Raw genomic sequence first — 17342 nt, forward strand, 5'->3', positions numbered from 1 at the left:
AAATAAAAAAGTGCACCCAACTGAGCCTGAAGCCGTTGGGTGCACTTTTTCTTTATTTAACTGCCCTTTTCTTTATTTAAACGTCATGCTTGATAATGTTGTTGTCCAATAAGAAGCCAACAATGTCAATCGACGCCATGCCATCAAAATTGAATTGGCTGGCAAGATCTTGCACCACAATGGTTTGATGTACGTTATTGTCCGTCAGAATTTCCAATTCCACATCCGTCGTGTTGGTCATCACTTTCGCTTCTATCTGATGAGAAGTGTGTAGCGAAACGAGCAGTTGATCCATGGGCAAATGTAAATCGGCCACAACATCAGTGAGATCGATCACATCACCTTCACCAGCGTTGAAATCAGTGATAGTGTCGGTTTGCTCATCAACAGTATCGAGCGTCCATTTAAATATGTCAGCGCCACTTCCCCCGGTTAAGATGTCGGCACCAAGCCCGCCAATCAAGGTATCATTTCCGCCACCACCCACTAAGGAGTCATCACCATCGCCACCTTCAAGGTGATCATGACCACTGCCTCCTAGCAACTGCGCTCCAACATTACCGGCGAGCAATTGCGCATCATCCCCGTTCGTTGATTGATCAATCGTGCTGCCGTCAGGCAATACTTCAATCGCAATATCAATTGATGCAGAGGCTGCACGGCTACCATCCGTTTCTGTTGAGATAGCCGCTACCGACAGAGTGTGTTGCCCTAAATCGAGCCCACTAACCTGTAATCCGTCGATAGCATCAGCGGAAACACTCCACACTCCGTTTTGCTCAGTCACACTGCCCGAGCTACTAGAAAGCGTAGCGCCACTTGGCAGACTGTCGATCTCCAATGACAACACTTCATGGCTATCCGTTAATGCCGCGATTAACCCCAGCAATGCAATACCTTGAGCGCTGATACTTTGGCTAACATACGTCTGCTTCATATAATTAAAGCTCGGATCAAGGGTTAATATCGGCGTATTGGCTTTGGGCGTCACCGCAATACTGACGGTTTCTGTCTCTTCTAGCGCCATACCAGAAACATTGTCGGCATAAACACCACCATCATTGGCCTTAATTGTTAGATCAATATGGTCACTACCAATCGCGGTGGCATCAACAAAAATGCCGCTGGCGGGATCGCTGCTATTAAGTAGTGCGTTGATATCCGATAACGTGCCTTGTAGGACAAGTTCTCCAGCCAAATTGGTGCTCTGCGTGACAGAACTTAACGCGGGGATCACGGCACTGAGCAAACCTTCGCTCACGCTCAAAATCACCGTCATGGGGTCGTTGGCATGTGAGCCTGTATAATCGATATCACTCACACTCAAACCGGTGACCTTTTGCCCCGCCTCTTCATCAATCGTTGTGGTGACCGTAGCACTATCAATGGTGGGCGCATCATTGACCGCCTGAACATCAACTAAAACAGTAAACTCACGCGCAGGCCCCAAATGTTCCGTACCGTCCAGCCCTGTATCGACCGACTGTACTTTAATCGTCAGATCTCCCGCCCAAGTGTCCTTATGCCAATCACCAGAATTAAAAATCAGTTTATCTAAGCTTTGCGCATCGGCATTCAACAGCCATACGCCACCACCGATGTAAGTCCCCAGCGTGCCATCAAGCAATGCAATACTTGCTCCATCTGGCACCCCGGAAACTTCAATTCGCAACGTTTCTGGCGAGTTTTCACTATGGTTCGCACCGGCTGCAATGGAATCGGCTTTATCGATAATTTGCGCGTTGATATCAATTTCAATGTCAACGCCTTCATCGCCAGCGCCGTTAGTCACTGGTTCAACATCCACCACATCCCCAACGGGCGCAATATCCAATCTAAAGCTGCCGTTATGCTCTACAGGCACACCAAGCAAGGATTCTTGGGTAAAGACCTTGATGCCGATTTCCACTTCGCCACTAAAGTTCTTCGCAGGTTTCATCGCAATATCGGATAAATTGATCGAGGTTTGTGCTGGGTTGTTAATCTGAATGCTCCACTCACCACCACCATTATTTTTCACGGTATAGTCAGAAGAGAGAGAACTCACGACAAAATCCGTCGGCACCCCAGTAAGCTTGATCGACACAAATACCTCAGAGCCATCTGTATCGGTCAGATCAACGGTAAATTCAGAACCCGGTTTAGAAAGGACAATCCACTCATCTTCCAGACCGCTCACTTCAATATTGCTGCTACCACCACTGGAAATAATGACGTCGTCTACCACTGGCGTCACATCAAAACTTACTTGTGTGGTAAATGGCTTATCAGCATCAGTATTAGCCACACCCAACGCATTGGCATTGGTATCATCAAATTGCGTGATATCAGTCACTTTCCCCGCCACGGTAATGTTGACGGTGTTATCATCATCGCCAGTCGGATAATTGGGTGCGGGTTTGAAATAAACATTGTCTAATGCCGCAGGTAGCTGAGGCTGACTAAAAGTGATACTGGTACCGAGATCATTGCCTTGCGCATCAACAAAGGTTCCGATATTGGTTCCTTGTAGGGTTAAGGTGACTTCGCTCAGCACCTCTCGTCCTTCCGTAGCGCTATTGCGAATATCAGCAAGATCAATATCGAGCGAAAGATGAATAATACCATCTTCATAACCTATGCCGTCATTGGTCGGAACGTCGGACGAGCTTGAAGTCGGCTGATGATTTGCATCTAACCCAAGCGAACCTTCTACAGTCAATGTCGCTTTAGGGGTAATGTCATCATCTTGCGGTTGATGCGTTCCGGGAACATCGGCCACCGGAGAAACTGCCACTGGGATTTGCGTACTGAAGGTTTTTTCATCACCAGAAGCAGTGTCTGTCGTTACAAAAGTGATCGGCAAATTAAAGTCGCCCGCGTAATCTTCAGGCAGATGCAGTTGCAGATTTTCTAACCCTGAAATCGAGCCATCGGTATTCACGGTACCTTTGTATACATACAAGCCATCAACGAAATCAAAATGACCACCAGATAAACTTGCGCCCGCTGGTAGCACACTTTGCGCGATGACAATACTGAGCTCATCTTCTACACCATCAAAACCTGAAGCGCTCACCATCAATTTATCTTGGATTTGCTGACCTAAATTAATAGCGTTATCTTCGATGCCTAATACAATATCATCCGCATTGCCAACTAAAGTAATGTCAGCTGCTACCGTGTTGTTGCCCGTAGCAGTGAGCGGAAATTGTAAGGTGAGCTCTGATTGCACTTGTCGAACTACTTTGGCTTCAGAGCTATCTTCCCCTTGGTCATACACTTGGGCAAAAATGGTCACAGTGATGTCGTTATAACCATCACCATCAGGATCGTTACCACTACTCAATGTCAGGCCATTCGGTGCTTTTACACTGAAATTCTGCTCATCAACAATGGTCCATGAGCCATCCCCATTATTAATTGCACCAGTAATCAGTAGTTGATCAAGTACCTGTGGCGTAATATTGCTAAAACGCACCACCAGTTGGTCGACCACTTCTAATGATTGGTAACCTTCTGTCGATTGCGTGTCTGCATTATCAAAGCGTATAACGTTCGCATTAGGCTCGCCGCCGGCCGCATCATTAATAGTAAAGTAGATAGCACCAGAGGCATCTGCGACAGCTTTGTTTGTGACTACGCCGTTGTCTTCAACACGCAGTTGTCCATCAGCTTCAACTATCGGCCTTACCGTGATATCAACAGAGCCATGAATGACTTTCGAAGCAATACCTTCGCCAGAATTGATTGCATCGACGTATTCGTTGTCTTGCTCTTTAACCACAATCTCAGTGCTCAAGGTAAAATCAGTACTGGAGTGCTCTGGTGGCCGAACTTGAACGTAACCAGTTGTCAGCACTTGCGCTGAGAAATCTTGATCGCTCTGTCCCAGTGCGGGGGTCAAAATGAGCTTGCCATCACTATCTAAGGTCGTGACAACACCATCGACGTAGATAGTACTACCAGCTGGGAAGCCAGAAAGTGTAACAGAGGCAAAATATTCATCAGCATCAAGATGTTGTTCCTCTTCTGGCTGCCAATGAATATTAATGCGGCTGTCCTCGTTACCAAGCGAGTGTGATTGATAGTTGTCAACAACATCAATCACCGGTGCCACTTTAATGCGAATTTCCGACTCAATTTGACGCGTATGTCCATCATTTTCAGTAACGATGGTGGTCATTTTGATGTTGATGTTTTCGGTCGATGAATGAGATGGCTCAACTCGAATACCTGAATCAACCTGCGCTGAAGTTAGATTCGCCTGATAAATAGGTTGCTGCGCAGTATCGTAACCAACAAATACCAAGTTAATCACGCTACCAACACTGTCATACAGTTTGACACCATCTGGAATGTTCGACAGCAAAACGGTGATCGACTCAGAGCTGTCCGCTGGATTATCCGCAAGCTCACCGGATAACACACTAAAGCCAAAGCCAACGGATTGATTTTCATCAATCGTCGTTTCAATCACTTGCAGACCATTTTCACTAAATTCATTCCAAGTGTTAGTACTGTTTGAGTGAAAATCAATGGTTGGAATATCTGCTACGCCCTTAACTGAAACATTAACCGTCTTAGCACCTAACGAGATTTCATCTGTCACCGCACCCGTAGAAAGATTGACCATATCTTTAATAATCCCTTCAACAGAGATGGTAAAATCAGCGTTGCTATGCAATGGGGGTAGCACTTCAACTTGGTCAAGATATTGTTCAGGAACTTCATAATAAGTATGACCATTGGCATCGGTTATTTGTGATATTTCGCTGGCTCCTGCTCCCAACCAAATCAGTGTCACACCTGTTTCTGAAAAATCAGAGAGACGCACATAGAGTGTTTCTGAACCATCAGAATCAACGGATCCGGCCATCGTAATGACTTCACTTAATAACAAGGGATCGTGATCTGTGGTGGGGTCAACGGTATTTTGCGTAGCGGCATTATCTTCAAAAACATTGATTCGATTGACAGAGAAGCTACCCATATCGGCAACAGGGCTAACATCTATCACGATTTCTTTCGTTTCTGATCGGGCGCTCTCTTTACCAACGTGAGCGTTATTTTGCTCGGTCGTGATCGCTGTAATATCAAGTTTGATCTGACCACTGAAGTTATCATTGGGGTCAACTTGTACTTGGTTAATGTTACTCGCACTAACAAGATAATAGTGACCTGAAGCATCCGAGCTCATTACAACCGGCGTACCATCGGCATAAACTAGCTGCGCCTCACCTTCACCTTGAGTAAAGCGGATCTCATACAGGATTGTTTCGGGGGTGCTGTTATCTTGTGTCTGCGCTAAAACATCGAGAGTAATATTGTCACTATCTTCTACTGCATCATAATGAAATTGGCTGCTTGAGTTCCAAGTCGCAATATCGGCAACACTTTCCACCTCAATGCGCAATTTCCCGTTCACATTATGATCATGCAGGCCATTATTCAAAACCTGCACAGTAATATTGAGTTGGAAGCCACCGTTAGCGCTGGCATAGTGACGGTCAGGCACAAAATACAAGTTTTCAATCTTAGCAACACTGCCTGTTAAGCTTTGCTCCACCGCATCTGCGGGCAAAACAAATCGTCCACTGACTAGCTCTAATTTGACATAAACATCCGAACTATTGAGATAGTAAAAATCGCCATGCGCGTTGCTGGCCGTAATTTTTACATCACCAATCGATTCATTGCGATCCAAATCATAAAGATTGATCTGCAAATCCACTTTAAGCGGTGAAGTATTTAAGCCGGATTGGTTATCTTGGCTATTAGTGATTTGATTGGGGTCGTTAAACAAAATAGTGACACCATCGCGTCCAGCGTCTTCAGCGCCAATAACATTAGCAACTGTGATAGTGGCATTTCTATCAAGAATATTGATGTTCAACTGTTCGGTTGAGGCATCGCCATCAAAGTCTTGCGCAGTGACATCGACAGTAAATGAAATGGTCGGATCATCACCATGTTCAAGGCTAGCAACTGGTTTAAATGTCGCGTTACCGTTAGGCGTTATCGTCAGTGTACCTAAATCGCGCTCAACACCATTTTTTATTTCGACAACCGTGACCGTTTTTGTGACGCCGTTAAGTTCAATTTCATTAGCTAAGCTTGCACCATTGCCATGCCTAAATTGAATATCACGACCCGCTTCATCAACGGCCACAAATTTAGTGATAACGGCATGATCAGCCCCTTGAGTATCCGGTGAGGTATTGTTGTCTTGGCTAAATAAATTGACTGTTTTTATCGCCGTATTTTCAACACTAGTGATGCTTTTATCATGCAAAGTTGGAATATCATCAACAATCGATATTGGCAAACTCACTGAGGCTGAAACATCGCCATCTCTATCAGTTGCGGTAATCGGAAGATCTAAAATATAACTATTTTCACCATTACCCGTCGGGTGGTCGATGGCTTTAAGCAGTTCAAATTGGTAACTATCGGCCGAGCCATTTAGCGTGAGACGAAAAACCACGTCCGTCGTATTCTTAATCACCGCTTCATAAACAGTGACACCATTATTGCTTGAAATTTGGATGATCTCTATCTCTTGACCACCAGACGTTAAATTCTCGACAGGCGTGGTGAGATCAGACACTTGATAACTGACAATACCATCGGCCCCGTCAATCACATCAAAGTGCCCAGCAATAACGGTGCTGTCTGAACGATCAGAACCGATCGTGGCTAAGTCATCTTCATCCACGCTCTGTTCGCTACCGGCGCGAATGCCGACAATCGTTGGCTTGTCATCCACAATAGTGACAGGCAGTAGAATGTCAGAGGCGTCGCCATCATGGTCCGTCGCCACCACTTTGAAATTCACCAGTCGCTCATCGCTGCCTGCGGCGTGATCAATCGGACCTTGCAAAGTAAAACGGTAACTGCCGTCCGCATTGAGCACTAAGCTAAACACCGCATTGCCACTAGGTGTGGTGCTGGCTTGGTAGTGGTAGTTACCATTGGCATCGATTGTCGCCGCGCCCAAGATCACCGCTTCGCCTTGCGAGGTTAAGCCCGCAAGCGGGTTACTGCTGGTATCCAACTGATAGCTCACCACCTTATCGGCGCTTTGAGTGGTAAACATTCCCTCAGCGAACAGCGACTCTTTGCTGCTGTCTGAGCCTGACGTTAAATCGTCTTCGCCAACACTGAGCGCTTGCACTCCAGTGATGATTGGCTGATCATCATGGATGGTGACGGGCAACAAAATGTTGGCGCTGTCGCCATCATAATCGGTTGTCACTACCTTGAAATTTACCAGCAGCTCATCGCTCCCCTGCGCATGGTCAATCGGACCTTGCAGGGTAAAACGATAGCTACCATCCGCATTGAGCACCAAACTAAACACTGCATTGCCGCTCGGTGCAGCGCTAGCTTGATAGTGGTAGTTGCCGTCGGCATCGATTGTCGCCGCGCCCAAACTCACCGCTTCACCTTGCGAAGTTAGGCCTGCAAGCGGGTTACTGCTGGTATCCAACTGATAGCTCACCACCTTATCCGCGCTTTGAGTAGTAAAAACTCCCTCTGCAAACAACGGCTCTTTGCTGCTGTCTGAGCCTGACGCTAAATCGTCTTCGTCAACGCTGAGCGCTTGCACGCTCGCGATGATTGGCTGATCATCATGAATGGTGACAGGCAGCAGAATGTTGGCGCTGTCGCCATCATAGTCAGTTGCAACCACCTTGAAATTCACCAGTAGCTCATCGCTCCCCTGCGCATGGTCAATTGGCCCTTGTAAGGTAAAACGATAACTGCCATCTGCGTTAAGCACTAAGCTAAATACCGTCTGACCGCTTAGGGTAGTACTTGCTTGATAGAGGTAGTTACCGTTGGCATCAACTGTCGCCGCGCCCAATACCACACTTTCACCTTGCGAGGTTAACCCAGCTATGGGGTTGATGCTGGTATCAAGCTGATAACTCGCTACCGTATCGGCCCCTTGGGTAGTGGTGAAATAGCCTTCGGCGAACAACGGCTCTTTGCTGCTGTCTGAGCCTGACGCTAAATCGTCTTCGTCAACGCTGAGCGCATCCACACCAATGATTTCAGGTTTATCGTCAATAATGTTGATTGGTAAACGCACACTTTCAGAGCTATCACCATCATAATCGGTTGCTAATACCGAAAGGTTGAGTAATAACTCATCACTATTGACTGGATGATCCAGCGCGCCTTGTAACGTAAACTGGTAACGACCGTCTGGGTTTAATATCAACTCAAAAATAGGCTGGCCATTGGCGCTCGCCTGATAGGTATAAACCCCGTTCAATGACGAGGAAGAGGCCAATTGCACCGCGACACCAGCCGAGGTTAACCCAGCCAACGGGTTAGCACTTAAATCCAACTGATAGCTTTCAATTTGATCAGAACCCAATTGGGTATCAAACTGTCCTGAAACGGTAATCGTCTGTGAAGCACTGGCATCCGAACCGATATTCGCCAAATTATCCTCATAAACGGACGTCGACGGTTCATCGGACATAACAGGGTTATTACCATCACCAATACTGATTGCGATAGAAATCGGCGAGCGAATAGGATTTCCACCCGCATCAGAACCGGTCACATCGAATTGAATCGCAATTTGATCATTAGCAAAAGAAACTAAGCCACCTCCCACGGAGGGAACATGGTCAATCGGTTGACTAATGGTCGTCACTATCTCTAAGTTGATGTCTTTACCGACAGACGTCGCCACTAAATCAATCCGTAGCACTTCACTGCCGTCAAGTTCACCGACAATATGGTTAGCCGTAGCATCATAACGAAAGCTTACTGATCGCCCAGCCGAAGTAATATCGCTATTCAGCTCTGACAATAGCGCAGCTAATGAAAGGGATTCAGGGACAAAAGAGGCGGCATCCAGTGGCAGATCTCCCGCCGCAATTAAAACATTTGCCGTCACTGATTGTGGATACGAATTTAGTGAGAGCGAACCTTCAACTAATGCCGCTGATAATGATTCACCCCCAGCGGTAAAACGCAACGGACTCAAATTCGTTTCAGTCAATGATTGCTGAGCATCACGCCCTGCAGTTTCGAAAAACGTACTCGCCAATACTTCTGCAAAATTGTAATCAATGGTGATGAAGCCAGCATTTGCAGAGCCTTCACCACCGGCTCCGGCGGCGGTTGCTTCAAGTATTTGGGTCGGGTCTTGGCCATCTAAAATGGCTTGTTGAATAGCGGCTATATTATCCGCATCAAAATTGGCCTCATTAAGTTGGGTGAGATCAGCGTTAATGTCGCCCGCGACAGGAAACTGGATCAGATCCATTGATGTATCGTGTTCTAACACAGTGTCACCAAAGCACGCGACGCAGTTTTGTTCGACCACCGCCACTTGCCCATTGATAAACAAAGTGACCGATGAATGATTAACCGTGATTAAGATTTCACCTTTCATCAAGGAGTCACCCACCGTCACTTGACGCGCGTTACCTTTGGCATCGACAGCAATAACATCCCCCACCACTTCGCTTACTGACGCAGGCTGAACAACCACTTGTAAATCCATAAGGCCCCCAAATACTTCTCGACGATGAGATAGATGAAAAAACGATCAGTAAACTAATTGTTAGTTTAGTCGCAATTGATTATGCAATTTTATATTTCTGTAGATTACATTTTAATCTAATTGTGCGTTAAAGGCTCACCAGCGTCAAAATGGAGTCGCGCTAGGCACTAACCCCATAAAAAAACACTATCGACTTGTATATTAAGAAAATTATGAAATTGGAAATGAGCAACAAAGCCTTTGAAAAACAGATAACTGCTCTTTCATCTCACTTTTGAGACAAGACTCTAGGTTACGTTTAGAAATTAATTACTTATAGTAATCAACATAAAAGCAATACTGATTTTTACTGGTAATAACCTATGAGCACTGTCTGTAATGCAAAACAATGACAGTTCACCGAGCAAATTTAGCGTTGCAAAAGAGATACTTTCGGCAAAGATAAACGCATTTATTCCTATTCTGGGTATTTTCTTATTTGTGTTTACTTTCGCGATAGTTAAAAACTTTTATGACACTAACCGGCAGGCAACCCGCTTCGGTGAACAAGCCATTACACAACTGGAACATCACATCAATCAAACGTCGGATGAACTGAACCAGTTAAGTAAAAACATTTCAAAGCACTGCCAAAGAGAAGACATCATTGCTCTGAGGAGCTATGTATTTCGCTCGAAAATGGTCAAAGAAGTGGGCATGTACAACGCTCACGGGACTATTTTTTGCACCAGCAATGAAGGCCATACCACCATTCATTTGTACAAACATATTCTTGACAGGCTTAAACAATCTCCAACGAATACGACCATTTCATTAACAAAATCTCGCAGTAAAGAGCAAACATTTTTTGTCTATGCTTCACAGCCAGATATGAGCGGCCTCAATGCACTGATGCCTCCAGAACAGTTTATGAACCTAGTCGCTCCTAAACTTGCCAAATGGCACTACGGCTATCAGGTCAACGTGTTAAGCCAAAGTATTCGCAGTGATCAGGAAGAGATCGATTCTGCTCATACTAGCTTTCTCTTTAAATCCGAGCATTACCCACTCTCAATTCGGATCTACTTAAATAACGGATCTTATGCTTACCATTTTCTCGATAACTTATGGCTTGTCTTGCTTACAGCAAGCATTATCTCTTTGATTTATCTTGCTTATCACAACTATTACCTCAGCCGAAACACCTTAGAAGTCTCTTTGAGAGAGGCAATATCAAACCATCAGTTGGAACTCTATTTACAACCGATCGTCGATATTACCGAAAATAGAATTGTTGGTAGCGAAGCGCTACTGCGCTGGAATGAACCCTCTCAAGGCTATATTTCACCCACCATTTTTATCCCGTTGTCAGAGCGTATTGGCGTGATTCACCAAATCACCTACCGTGTGTTGAAATTGGTGACAGAATGTGTGGAGCAGCACAAACATGCGTTGCACGATCAATACATCAGCATCAACATCAGCCGGTTATTGATCATTGATAATTACTTTATGGATTACATGAAACGCTACGCGACAAAACACCCAGCGATTGTTCCACGACTTCTGTTGGAGATCACCGAGGACAACCATTTCAACGTGGACGAGTTGAAGTTAGCCATGGAAAACTTACAACGACTGAAACAGCTAGGCTTTAAAATCGCCATTGACGATTTTGGCACTGGCTACTCGGGTTTAAATTTTATCCACCAACACGACTTCCATACTCTCAAAATTGATCAAGTGTTTATTAAAAGCTTGCATCAAAATTCAGCCATTACTTCGGTGTTAGTGTCGATGATTAAACTAGCAAAGCAATTGAACATGCGGCTGATTGCTGAGGGCGTTGAGAACCAAGATCAGGTGAGAGAATTAGAGCTGTTGGGTGTACGTTACATCCAAGGTTTTTATTATTCTGAACCTATGTCTGTGGATGCTTTCTTCCGATTCACCCTGTCCGCCAAGCAGATCGCACACCGCTAATCACGCGATCAATCGAACGGCGGTTTAAATTCAGTTACGACTTAAATTGAGCTTGCAGCGCACGGCTGACGGGTAACTTATCATGACCAATCAAGACGTACATTTTACCCGTGAACTCTTTTTTCACTTTATCTATCTTGGCAACATTCACTGCCGTTGAACGGTGGATTTGCCAAAACTGATTCGGGTCAAGCTGTTGCAGCAACTCTTTCAATGAACTGCGCAGTAAGAACTCCTGCACTCCAGAATCACTCTTTACGTATATGGATAAATATTTGTCTTCGGCTTTAGCGTACAACATATCCGCCACCGAAATCAGGTGAATATCTTCACCTTTTTGAACTTTTAACCAGCTTAAAAACGACGGCGATGCCTGTTGGCTTATATGCTGTATCTGCTGTAAAAGGGTTTGCAAATCAGGTAATTGTCGCTCAGAAGAATGCTCGGCTAATCTTAGCTGCAACTTAGTACAGCACTGCACTAAACGCGCTTCAGAAAGCGGTTTCAATAAATAATCCGCCGCATTGGCTTCAAAAGCTTGAATGGCATACTCATCATAGGCGGTGATAAATACAATCAGTGGTGGCTTTGCCAAACCAGCCAATTGCCTAGCGAGCGACATACCATCCATTTCTGGCATTCGAATATCAATAAAGGCCACCTCAGGCTGATGCTGCTCAATCATGGACAATGCCACGCGTCCATTTTCGGCTTGCGCGACAATATCGAGCTCTGGCCACACTTCTCCTAATGCGCGGTTTAAATGATGCCGCAATAGCGGTTCATCATCAGCAATAATAGCGGTCGCAGAGACAGTACTCATGTGGCACTTCCTTGTAGTTGGTCCAATAATAGCCGCTTTATTCTAATCGTTGCAGTCACGCCAGAATCATGATTTTGGGCGATAATGAGACACGCATCATCAGCGAATAGGCCGTTTAAGCGTTGGCGAATATTATCCAACGCAATACCATGTCCTGCTGAAAGAGCACTCGGCTGTAATCCAATGCCACTGTCACAGACACTGACTTCAAACCACTCGTCATAAATTTCACTTTTGATGGTCACTTTCCCCCCCGCGGCTTTCGGCTCAATACCATGGCTAACAGCATTCTCAACCAAAGGTTGTAACAGCATCGGCGGCAAAGGAATGTCATCCGCTGCGCCAGGCATTGCAATCTCATAATCCAGCCGATCACCTAAACGAATTTTTTGAATACCCAAATACGCATCGACTAAATGTAACTCTTCACGTAGCGTTGTGGTGCGATTGCGGTTACTACGCAGCGACCCACGCAATAAGTCGGTTAGTTTTTCGAGCATCATTTGCGCTTTATAAGGCTCAGAGCCAATCAACACGCTGATATTGGCAAGCGTATTAAATAAGAAATGGGGTTCAATTTGACTTTGTAACTGCTGCAACTGGCTCAAAATCAAGGCTTTCTCTTGTTCAGATTGACGCCGTTTGGAGGCTTCCAGCGCTTTTTCAGCAATCAGCTTTTGTTCATGCGCGTAGAAGTAGAAAAAGCAAACGCCAGTAAAAACGAAACCGAGAAAAATCACCGGTTTCATTGCTGAAAAATGACTAAAGTGCGCGTATTTACTAAGCCATAAATAAGCGTGTAACGTACCGAAAATCATCGACCCCGTGAGCGAAAAAACGTTCACTAAGCGTGCGGACAACTGCGGTGCGAAGCGACTCAGTAAGTGAGCAATAGCCACAGCGCTGTAACCGTAGCCAAAGCTTATTGCTAAGTGCAACGTGATGTCACTGGGCCAAATGGCCTGAGTGGTAAAGGCGATCACCACACAAAACAGCGAAGTAAATAACAAGCTTTTGGCAAGATTTCGAATTTCAACTTTCTCGCACATTAGAATTTCCCTTTCATATTTAATAGAATCATATGCTTATCTGGTAAGTTTGCATATGTAGAGTCAGCAGGCCCAGTCATAAAACGTGCGGCCAGTTCGATTTCGATAGAGGCTGTACCAGAATCGTACACTGAGTAATTGAGCCATTGGGTAGCGATCACGCCGCCATCTTGCGGTGCAATCAGCACATCAAGTGTCGGCACTAAGCCTTGCAACCATTCAATACTCTGGCTCCACGCCCAATGACGCCAAGCTTGGCTATCTAACGAAGCATGCAACATCACATTATGCTGCACGAGATTCACGTGGTTATAGCCTTGTGCGTAAGACCAACCTAACGCTTGATTATGCTGATAACGAACCGAATCCGCGTTGGTCTGCGCTTGTTGCCACTGCTCTTTTCCCCAACTGCGACTGTCGAACCAATATTCTGCAATGACGCTTTGCCCATCACTTCCCGACCAGTTGAACCCTACCAGTGCCTGATAGCCTTGAGTTCGCGATTCAAGAGCCATGCGCGATTCAATCTCATGTTGTTGAGAGTAAACTGCTTGAGCCAACACGCTGGGCCGTTGGTACGCCAAATAGTGACGCTGATAGAGCGCTGATGCATGCACTTCCCAGGCGTCAGTGAGCACAGTAACAAACGAGCTACCCAGCACGCCGCGTCGAACGTCATCATAATAAGCAATCGCCTGCCATTCGGCATTGCCCATCAACTGATAACGCCTTACGCCCGCCCCTTGTTGTTCGGTCATTTGTTGTAACTCGCTGCCTTGCTGCTCTGTCCAAGAGGAATCTGTATAAAAAAGCGTCCATTCACCTTGCTGATCATAATAAGAAGCAGAGAGCGTTCCGGCCCCCTCTTCTACCTGAATACCGACCGGATTGCGGCGATAAGGCTGAAAGAGATCAAGCGGACGATAACCGTAGCCCACTCCCCAATCCAAGCGCATTTTTCCCAGTGTCAGCTCAAACGGCACATCAGCCAGCACTAGGCTGCCTTGCCAAAACAGTTCTTGTAGAATGAACTCGCTGTCGGCGTGCTGCTGTGCATCGCTACTCCACAAGGCGTTTTGTTTGATAGCCACTAGACCCAACCAGCCATGCCACCTCATTTCTACATCCAATAACGCCTCAATCTGCTGCGTATCGCGCGCTTGATTACTAGGAAAAAAAAGGCTGTCGCGATGCGCCATGGTGGATGCGCTCATTACCCAATCCCAATCAAAACTGGGGGCTTCTGCCCGCGCAGCTAAGCTCAATACACTGGTTAAAAAAGCGAACGCAACACGCTTCATCTCATAACTCCGATAGACTGTTACGAGTCAGATAGGCGGGGTTGTAATATTTTTCATCTAGCTCCATGGGCTCGATGTGTTGATACTCAACCACCGTTTTTTTGGTCGGTTGAATTTGATCAAGCAGCGTCATACTGGTTACGCGCATTCGTCCCTCTTTTTCACCAGCGCGAAACCAAGCCTGCTTGGCCAGTTTTCCAGAGCGTAAATACAAAGAAGCTTTGATTGGGAAATCGTTCTCTTTATCCAACCATAAGATAATTTGCTGGTAGTTCGCCCCTTCTGTGACAGCCAGTAATGACAACTTATGCGTCAGGTAAGGTTGACCACTGGGTGTTTCTATCTGCTCTTCACCCATCAATTGACTTTGGTAATCCTCGCTCCACGTCAGTGTTGAAATATCGCCCACCGAAGCCTCACCAAGCAGTTTTTGCATTGGCGTAATACGAATAGGGCGGCGGCTTTTTGGCATCAACAACCAGTAGTTTTCATCGAGCATCAGCATTTTTTGCCCCGCTTCAACGGAGGATTTGAACACCACTAACGAGTCGCGATTGGCTTTGGTATACACGTGATATTGACGCGTTTTATCGAGCTCACCACGTTCATAAAGCGACACCAAAGAGACGACTTTGGCCGCGCTGTAACCAAGGCGATATTGGTCGGCGTTTTTGGTCATTTGCCCAGCATCCAGCGCCGCCCAGCCAGCGGCCGAGTAGCCACCGCTAAGCGTGATCAGTAATAACATCATCCATTTATACATAAGCCAGTGCCTCCGTGATTGGCTTGTTGACTCCTTTGCGTGCCGACAACCAAGCCGCTGCAATACAAATGCTCAGTACGCCAAACGCACTCAGCAGAACCAATTCCCATGAAAAATAAATATGCAAAGGATACCCTTCCGTGCGTCCCGGTGGCGGTGGCATTTGCACATCGACTACCATCAATAACACGCTTGTTAGTGCATTGAGCGCCGCACCCACCAGCGTGCCTAAAATGGCTAGCAGTACGGCTTCGCGTATGAAGCTGGCGACGATTTCATTTGGGTAAGTGCCAAGCGCCGACAGCGTTCCGATTTCACGTGTTCTCTCCGTGACCGACATGGTTAAGGTGTTAAATAGCGCGACGAAAACCACCAACCCCATCACCAAGCCCATGATGCCGAAGATGCGATCGTAAAGATCTTTTACTTTTTGATAAAAAAACGCGCGCTGCTGCCAAGGCGTCACTTGAATCGCTTGGCGAAGGCTTATTAATGACAGTTTGTTTTCAACCCAATGCCGCATGGTTTCTGTCTGTTCGGTGCTAAACAAAAACAGCGATAAGGTGCTCACTTTATTCGAAGCTAACAGCTCAGAGGCCGATTGAATGTGCAGATACAATTGGCGTTTATCCAATTCAGGCACACCCGTGGAATAGATGCCGTGCACTTTGAAATCAACCGCGTTGAGCGCGCCATCAGCGGTACTGGTCAGTAAAGTAACCCAGTCGCCAATCGACACGTTTAAGTTTTTGGCGAGATCCACCGCCAGCATCACTTCTGGCTCACTCGCATCAAATCGAGGGGAGTCAATATTGGACAAGGTTTTGCCTTGGCGAACGTCCAAAAATGGCCCTTTCATATCAAACTCTTTATGATTAACGCCGGAACCGACAAAAATGGTCGATTTGCTACCGTTAGAGACCAACCCGCTAAACTCAATGCGTGGCTGAATGCCTCGTATCCGCTTATCGTCGATTAATCGCTCAACAATCAACGCACTCTCGGCAATCCCATTAGCCAGTGGTGACTCTTCATCTTGCTCAAAAAAGCCCGGTTGGCTGAGCGTTAAATGCCCGGTGTCGCGCGCAGTGGATTCGCGCAGTGCTTGGTAAGTGTAAAGGCCAAATCCTCCGGCGCTAGTCAATGCGAAAACCGCAATGGCAATGATCAATACCGAAAGCAGGCTGCGGCGGCGATTACGCAGTAAGTTCAGCGCCGCCATACGCCATTCCATAGAAATCAGCTTGCCCATTTCATCGCCTCCTGAATCACTTTGCCATCCACAAGCTGCAAGGTTCGGTCGCAGCGGTTGGCCATGCGCGCGTCGTGCGTAGCCACAATAAAAGTGGTGCCCATTTCGTGTCCAAGGCTTTTCATGATGTCGATCACCACATTGGCGGTATGGCTGTCTAAACTGGCGGTAGGTTCGTCGGCAATCACCATTTCTGGGTTATGGATCAGCGCGCGCGCAATGGCTACGCGCTGTTGCTGACCGCCTGAAAGGTGATCCGGCCGGTGGTGAGCCAGCGTTTCTAACCCCACTTTGGCTAGCATAGTGCGCGTTAAAGTACGCTGATCGCGCAGGCTGTAGCCATTTAGCATCAACGGGTAAGCAATATTTTCCGCCGCTGTCATCACCGGAACTAAGTTGAATTTTTGGAAAACGAAGCCTAATTTTTTGCGCCGCAGCGCCGCCGCCTCTCTTGGATCGGTTGGGTAAGGGTAACCCGCCAGTTCAATGTCACCTTGGTAATCTTGATCAAGCAGCCCCAAGATATTGAGCAAAGTGCTTTTTCCCGAACCTGACGGGCCGCACAGCGCTAGCATTTCACCTTGTTTGACTTCGCCATTCACCGCGCTCAACGCCAGCAGCGGCTGCATACCTAATTGATAGGTTTTACTGATCTGTTCAAATCGTAGCATTTTGTTGCCC

8 protein-coding genes are annotated in these 17342 nt (G+C 46.5%); 1 reads left to right on the forward strand and 7 read right to left on the reverse strand.

Features of this window, described 5'->3' with window-relative positions; all coding sequences use genetic code 11:
- Positions 1-76 precede the first annotated feature (76 nt).
- Positions 77-9511, reverse strand: a complete 9435-nt coding sequence (locus AACV12_RS16390; protein ID WP_170900948.1) for a retention module-containing protein — start codon at positions 9509-9511, stop codon at positions 77-79.
- Positions 9512-9889: 378 nt separating this feature from the next.
- Between AACV12_RS16390 and AACV12_RS16395 the strand changes: the two genes are divergently transcribed.
- Positions 9890-11473: an EAL domain-containing protein gene (locus tag AACV12_RS16395; RefSeq protein WP_170900952.1), complete on the forward strand. Its 1584-nt coding sequence runs from the start codon at positions 9890-9892 to the stop codon at positions 11471-11473.
- Between the two features lie 34 nt (positions 11474-11507).
- Here the strand turns inward: AACV12_RS16395 and AACV12_RS16400 are convergent, their stop codons facing one another.
- From AACV12_RS16400 to AACV12_RS16425, 6 genes are read right to left on the reverse strand one after another with little or no spacing between them, the layout of a single operon-like run.
- The gene (locus AACV12_RS16400) at positions 11508-12296 is read right to left on the reverse strand and encodes a LytR/AlgR family response regulator transcription factor (protein WP_017048167.1); all 789 of its coding nucleotides are present in this window, start codon (positions 12294-12296) and stop codon (positions 11508-11510) included.
- Positions 12293-13345, reverse strand: coding sequence for a sensor histidine kinase (locus AACV12_RS16405; protein WP_170900955.1), 1053 nt, complete (start codon positions 13343-13345; stop codon positions 12293-12295). The genes AACV12_RS16400 and AACV12_RS16405 overlap by 4 nt, the downstream gene beginning before the upstream one ends.
- Entirely contained in the window at positions 13345-14646 is a 1302-nt protein-coding gene (locus tag AACV12_RS16410) for a hypothetical protein (RefSeq protein ID WP_170900957.1), read from the reverse strand. Before AACV12_RS16410 ends, AACV12_RS16405 begins: the two co-directional genes overlap by 1 nt.
- A gap of 1 nt (position 14647) precedes the next feature.
- Positions 14648-15409, reverse strand: a complete 762-nt coding sequence (locus tag AACV12_RS16415; protein ID WP_019282639.1) for an outer membrane lipoprotein-sorting protein — start codon at positions 15407-15409, stop codon at positions 14648-14650.
- The gene (locus tag AACV12_RS16420; RefSeq protein ID WP_170900958.1) at positions 15402-16661 is read right to left on the reverse strand and encodes an ABC transporter permease; all 1260 of its coding nucleotides are present in this window, start codon (positions 16659-16661) and stop codon (positions 15402-15404) included. The genes AACV12_RS16415 and AACV12_RS16420 overlap by 8 nt, the downstream gene beginning before the upstream one ends.
- Entirely contained in the window at positions 16649-17332 is a 684-nt protein-coding gene (locus AACV12_RS16425) for an ABC transporter ATP-binding protein (RefSeq protein WP_020477135.1), read from the reverse strand. Before AACV12_RS16425 ends, AACV12_RS16420 begins: the two co-directional genes overlap by 13 nt.
- Between the last annotated feature and the right edge of the window lie 10 nt (positions 17333-17342).

Source organism: Vibrio sp. 2-2(8) (genome assembly GCF_963888495.1).
Lineage (GTDB): Bacteria > Pseudomonadota > Gammaproteobacteria > Enterobacterales > Vibrionaceae > Vibrio > Vibrio anguillarum.

What these genes read in the sequence shown, in the direction of transcription:
- AACV12_RS16390 (WP_170900948.1), bottom strand. Translation starts at nt 9,511, where the DNA reads ATGGATTTACAAGTGGTTGTTCAGCCTGCGTCAGTAAGCGAAGTGGTG.
- AACV12_RS16395 (WP_170900952.1), top strand. Translation starts at nt 9,890, where the DNA reads ATGCAAAACAATGACAGTTCACCGAGCAAATTTAGCGTTGCAAAAGAG.
- AACV12_RS16400 (WP_017048167.1), bottom strand. Translation starts at nt 12,296, where the DNA reads ATGAGTACTGTCTCTGCGACCGCTATTATTGCTGATGATGAACCGCTA.
- AACV12_RS16405 (WP_170900955.1), bottom strand. Translation starts at nt 13,345, where the DNA reads ATGTGCGAGAAAGTTGAAATTCGAAATCTTGCCAAAAGCTTGTTATTT.
- AACV12_RS16410 (WP_170900957.1), bottom strand. Translation starts at nt 14,646, where the DNA reads ATGAAGCGTGTTGCGTTCGCTTTTTTAACCAGTGTATTGAGCTTAGCT.
- AACV12_RS16415 (WP_019282639.1), bottom strand. Translation starts at nt 15,409, where the DNA reads ATGTATAAATGGATGATGTTATTACTGATCACGCTTAGCGGTGGCTAC.
- AACV12_RS16420 (WP_170900958.1), bottom strand. Translation starts at nt 16,661, where the DNA reads ATGGGCAAGCTGATTTCTATGGAATGGCGTATGGCGGCGCTGAACTTA.
- AACV12_RS16425 (WP_020477135.1), bottom strand. Translation starts at nt 17,332, where the DNA reads ATGCTACGATTTGAACAGATCAGTAAAACCTATCAATTAGGTATGCAG.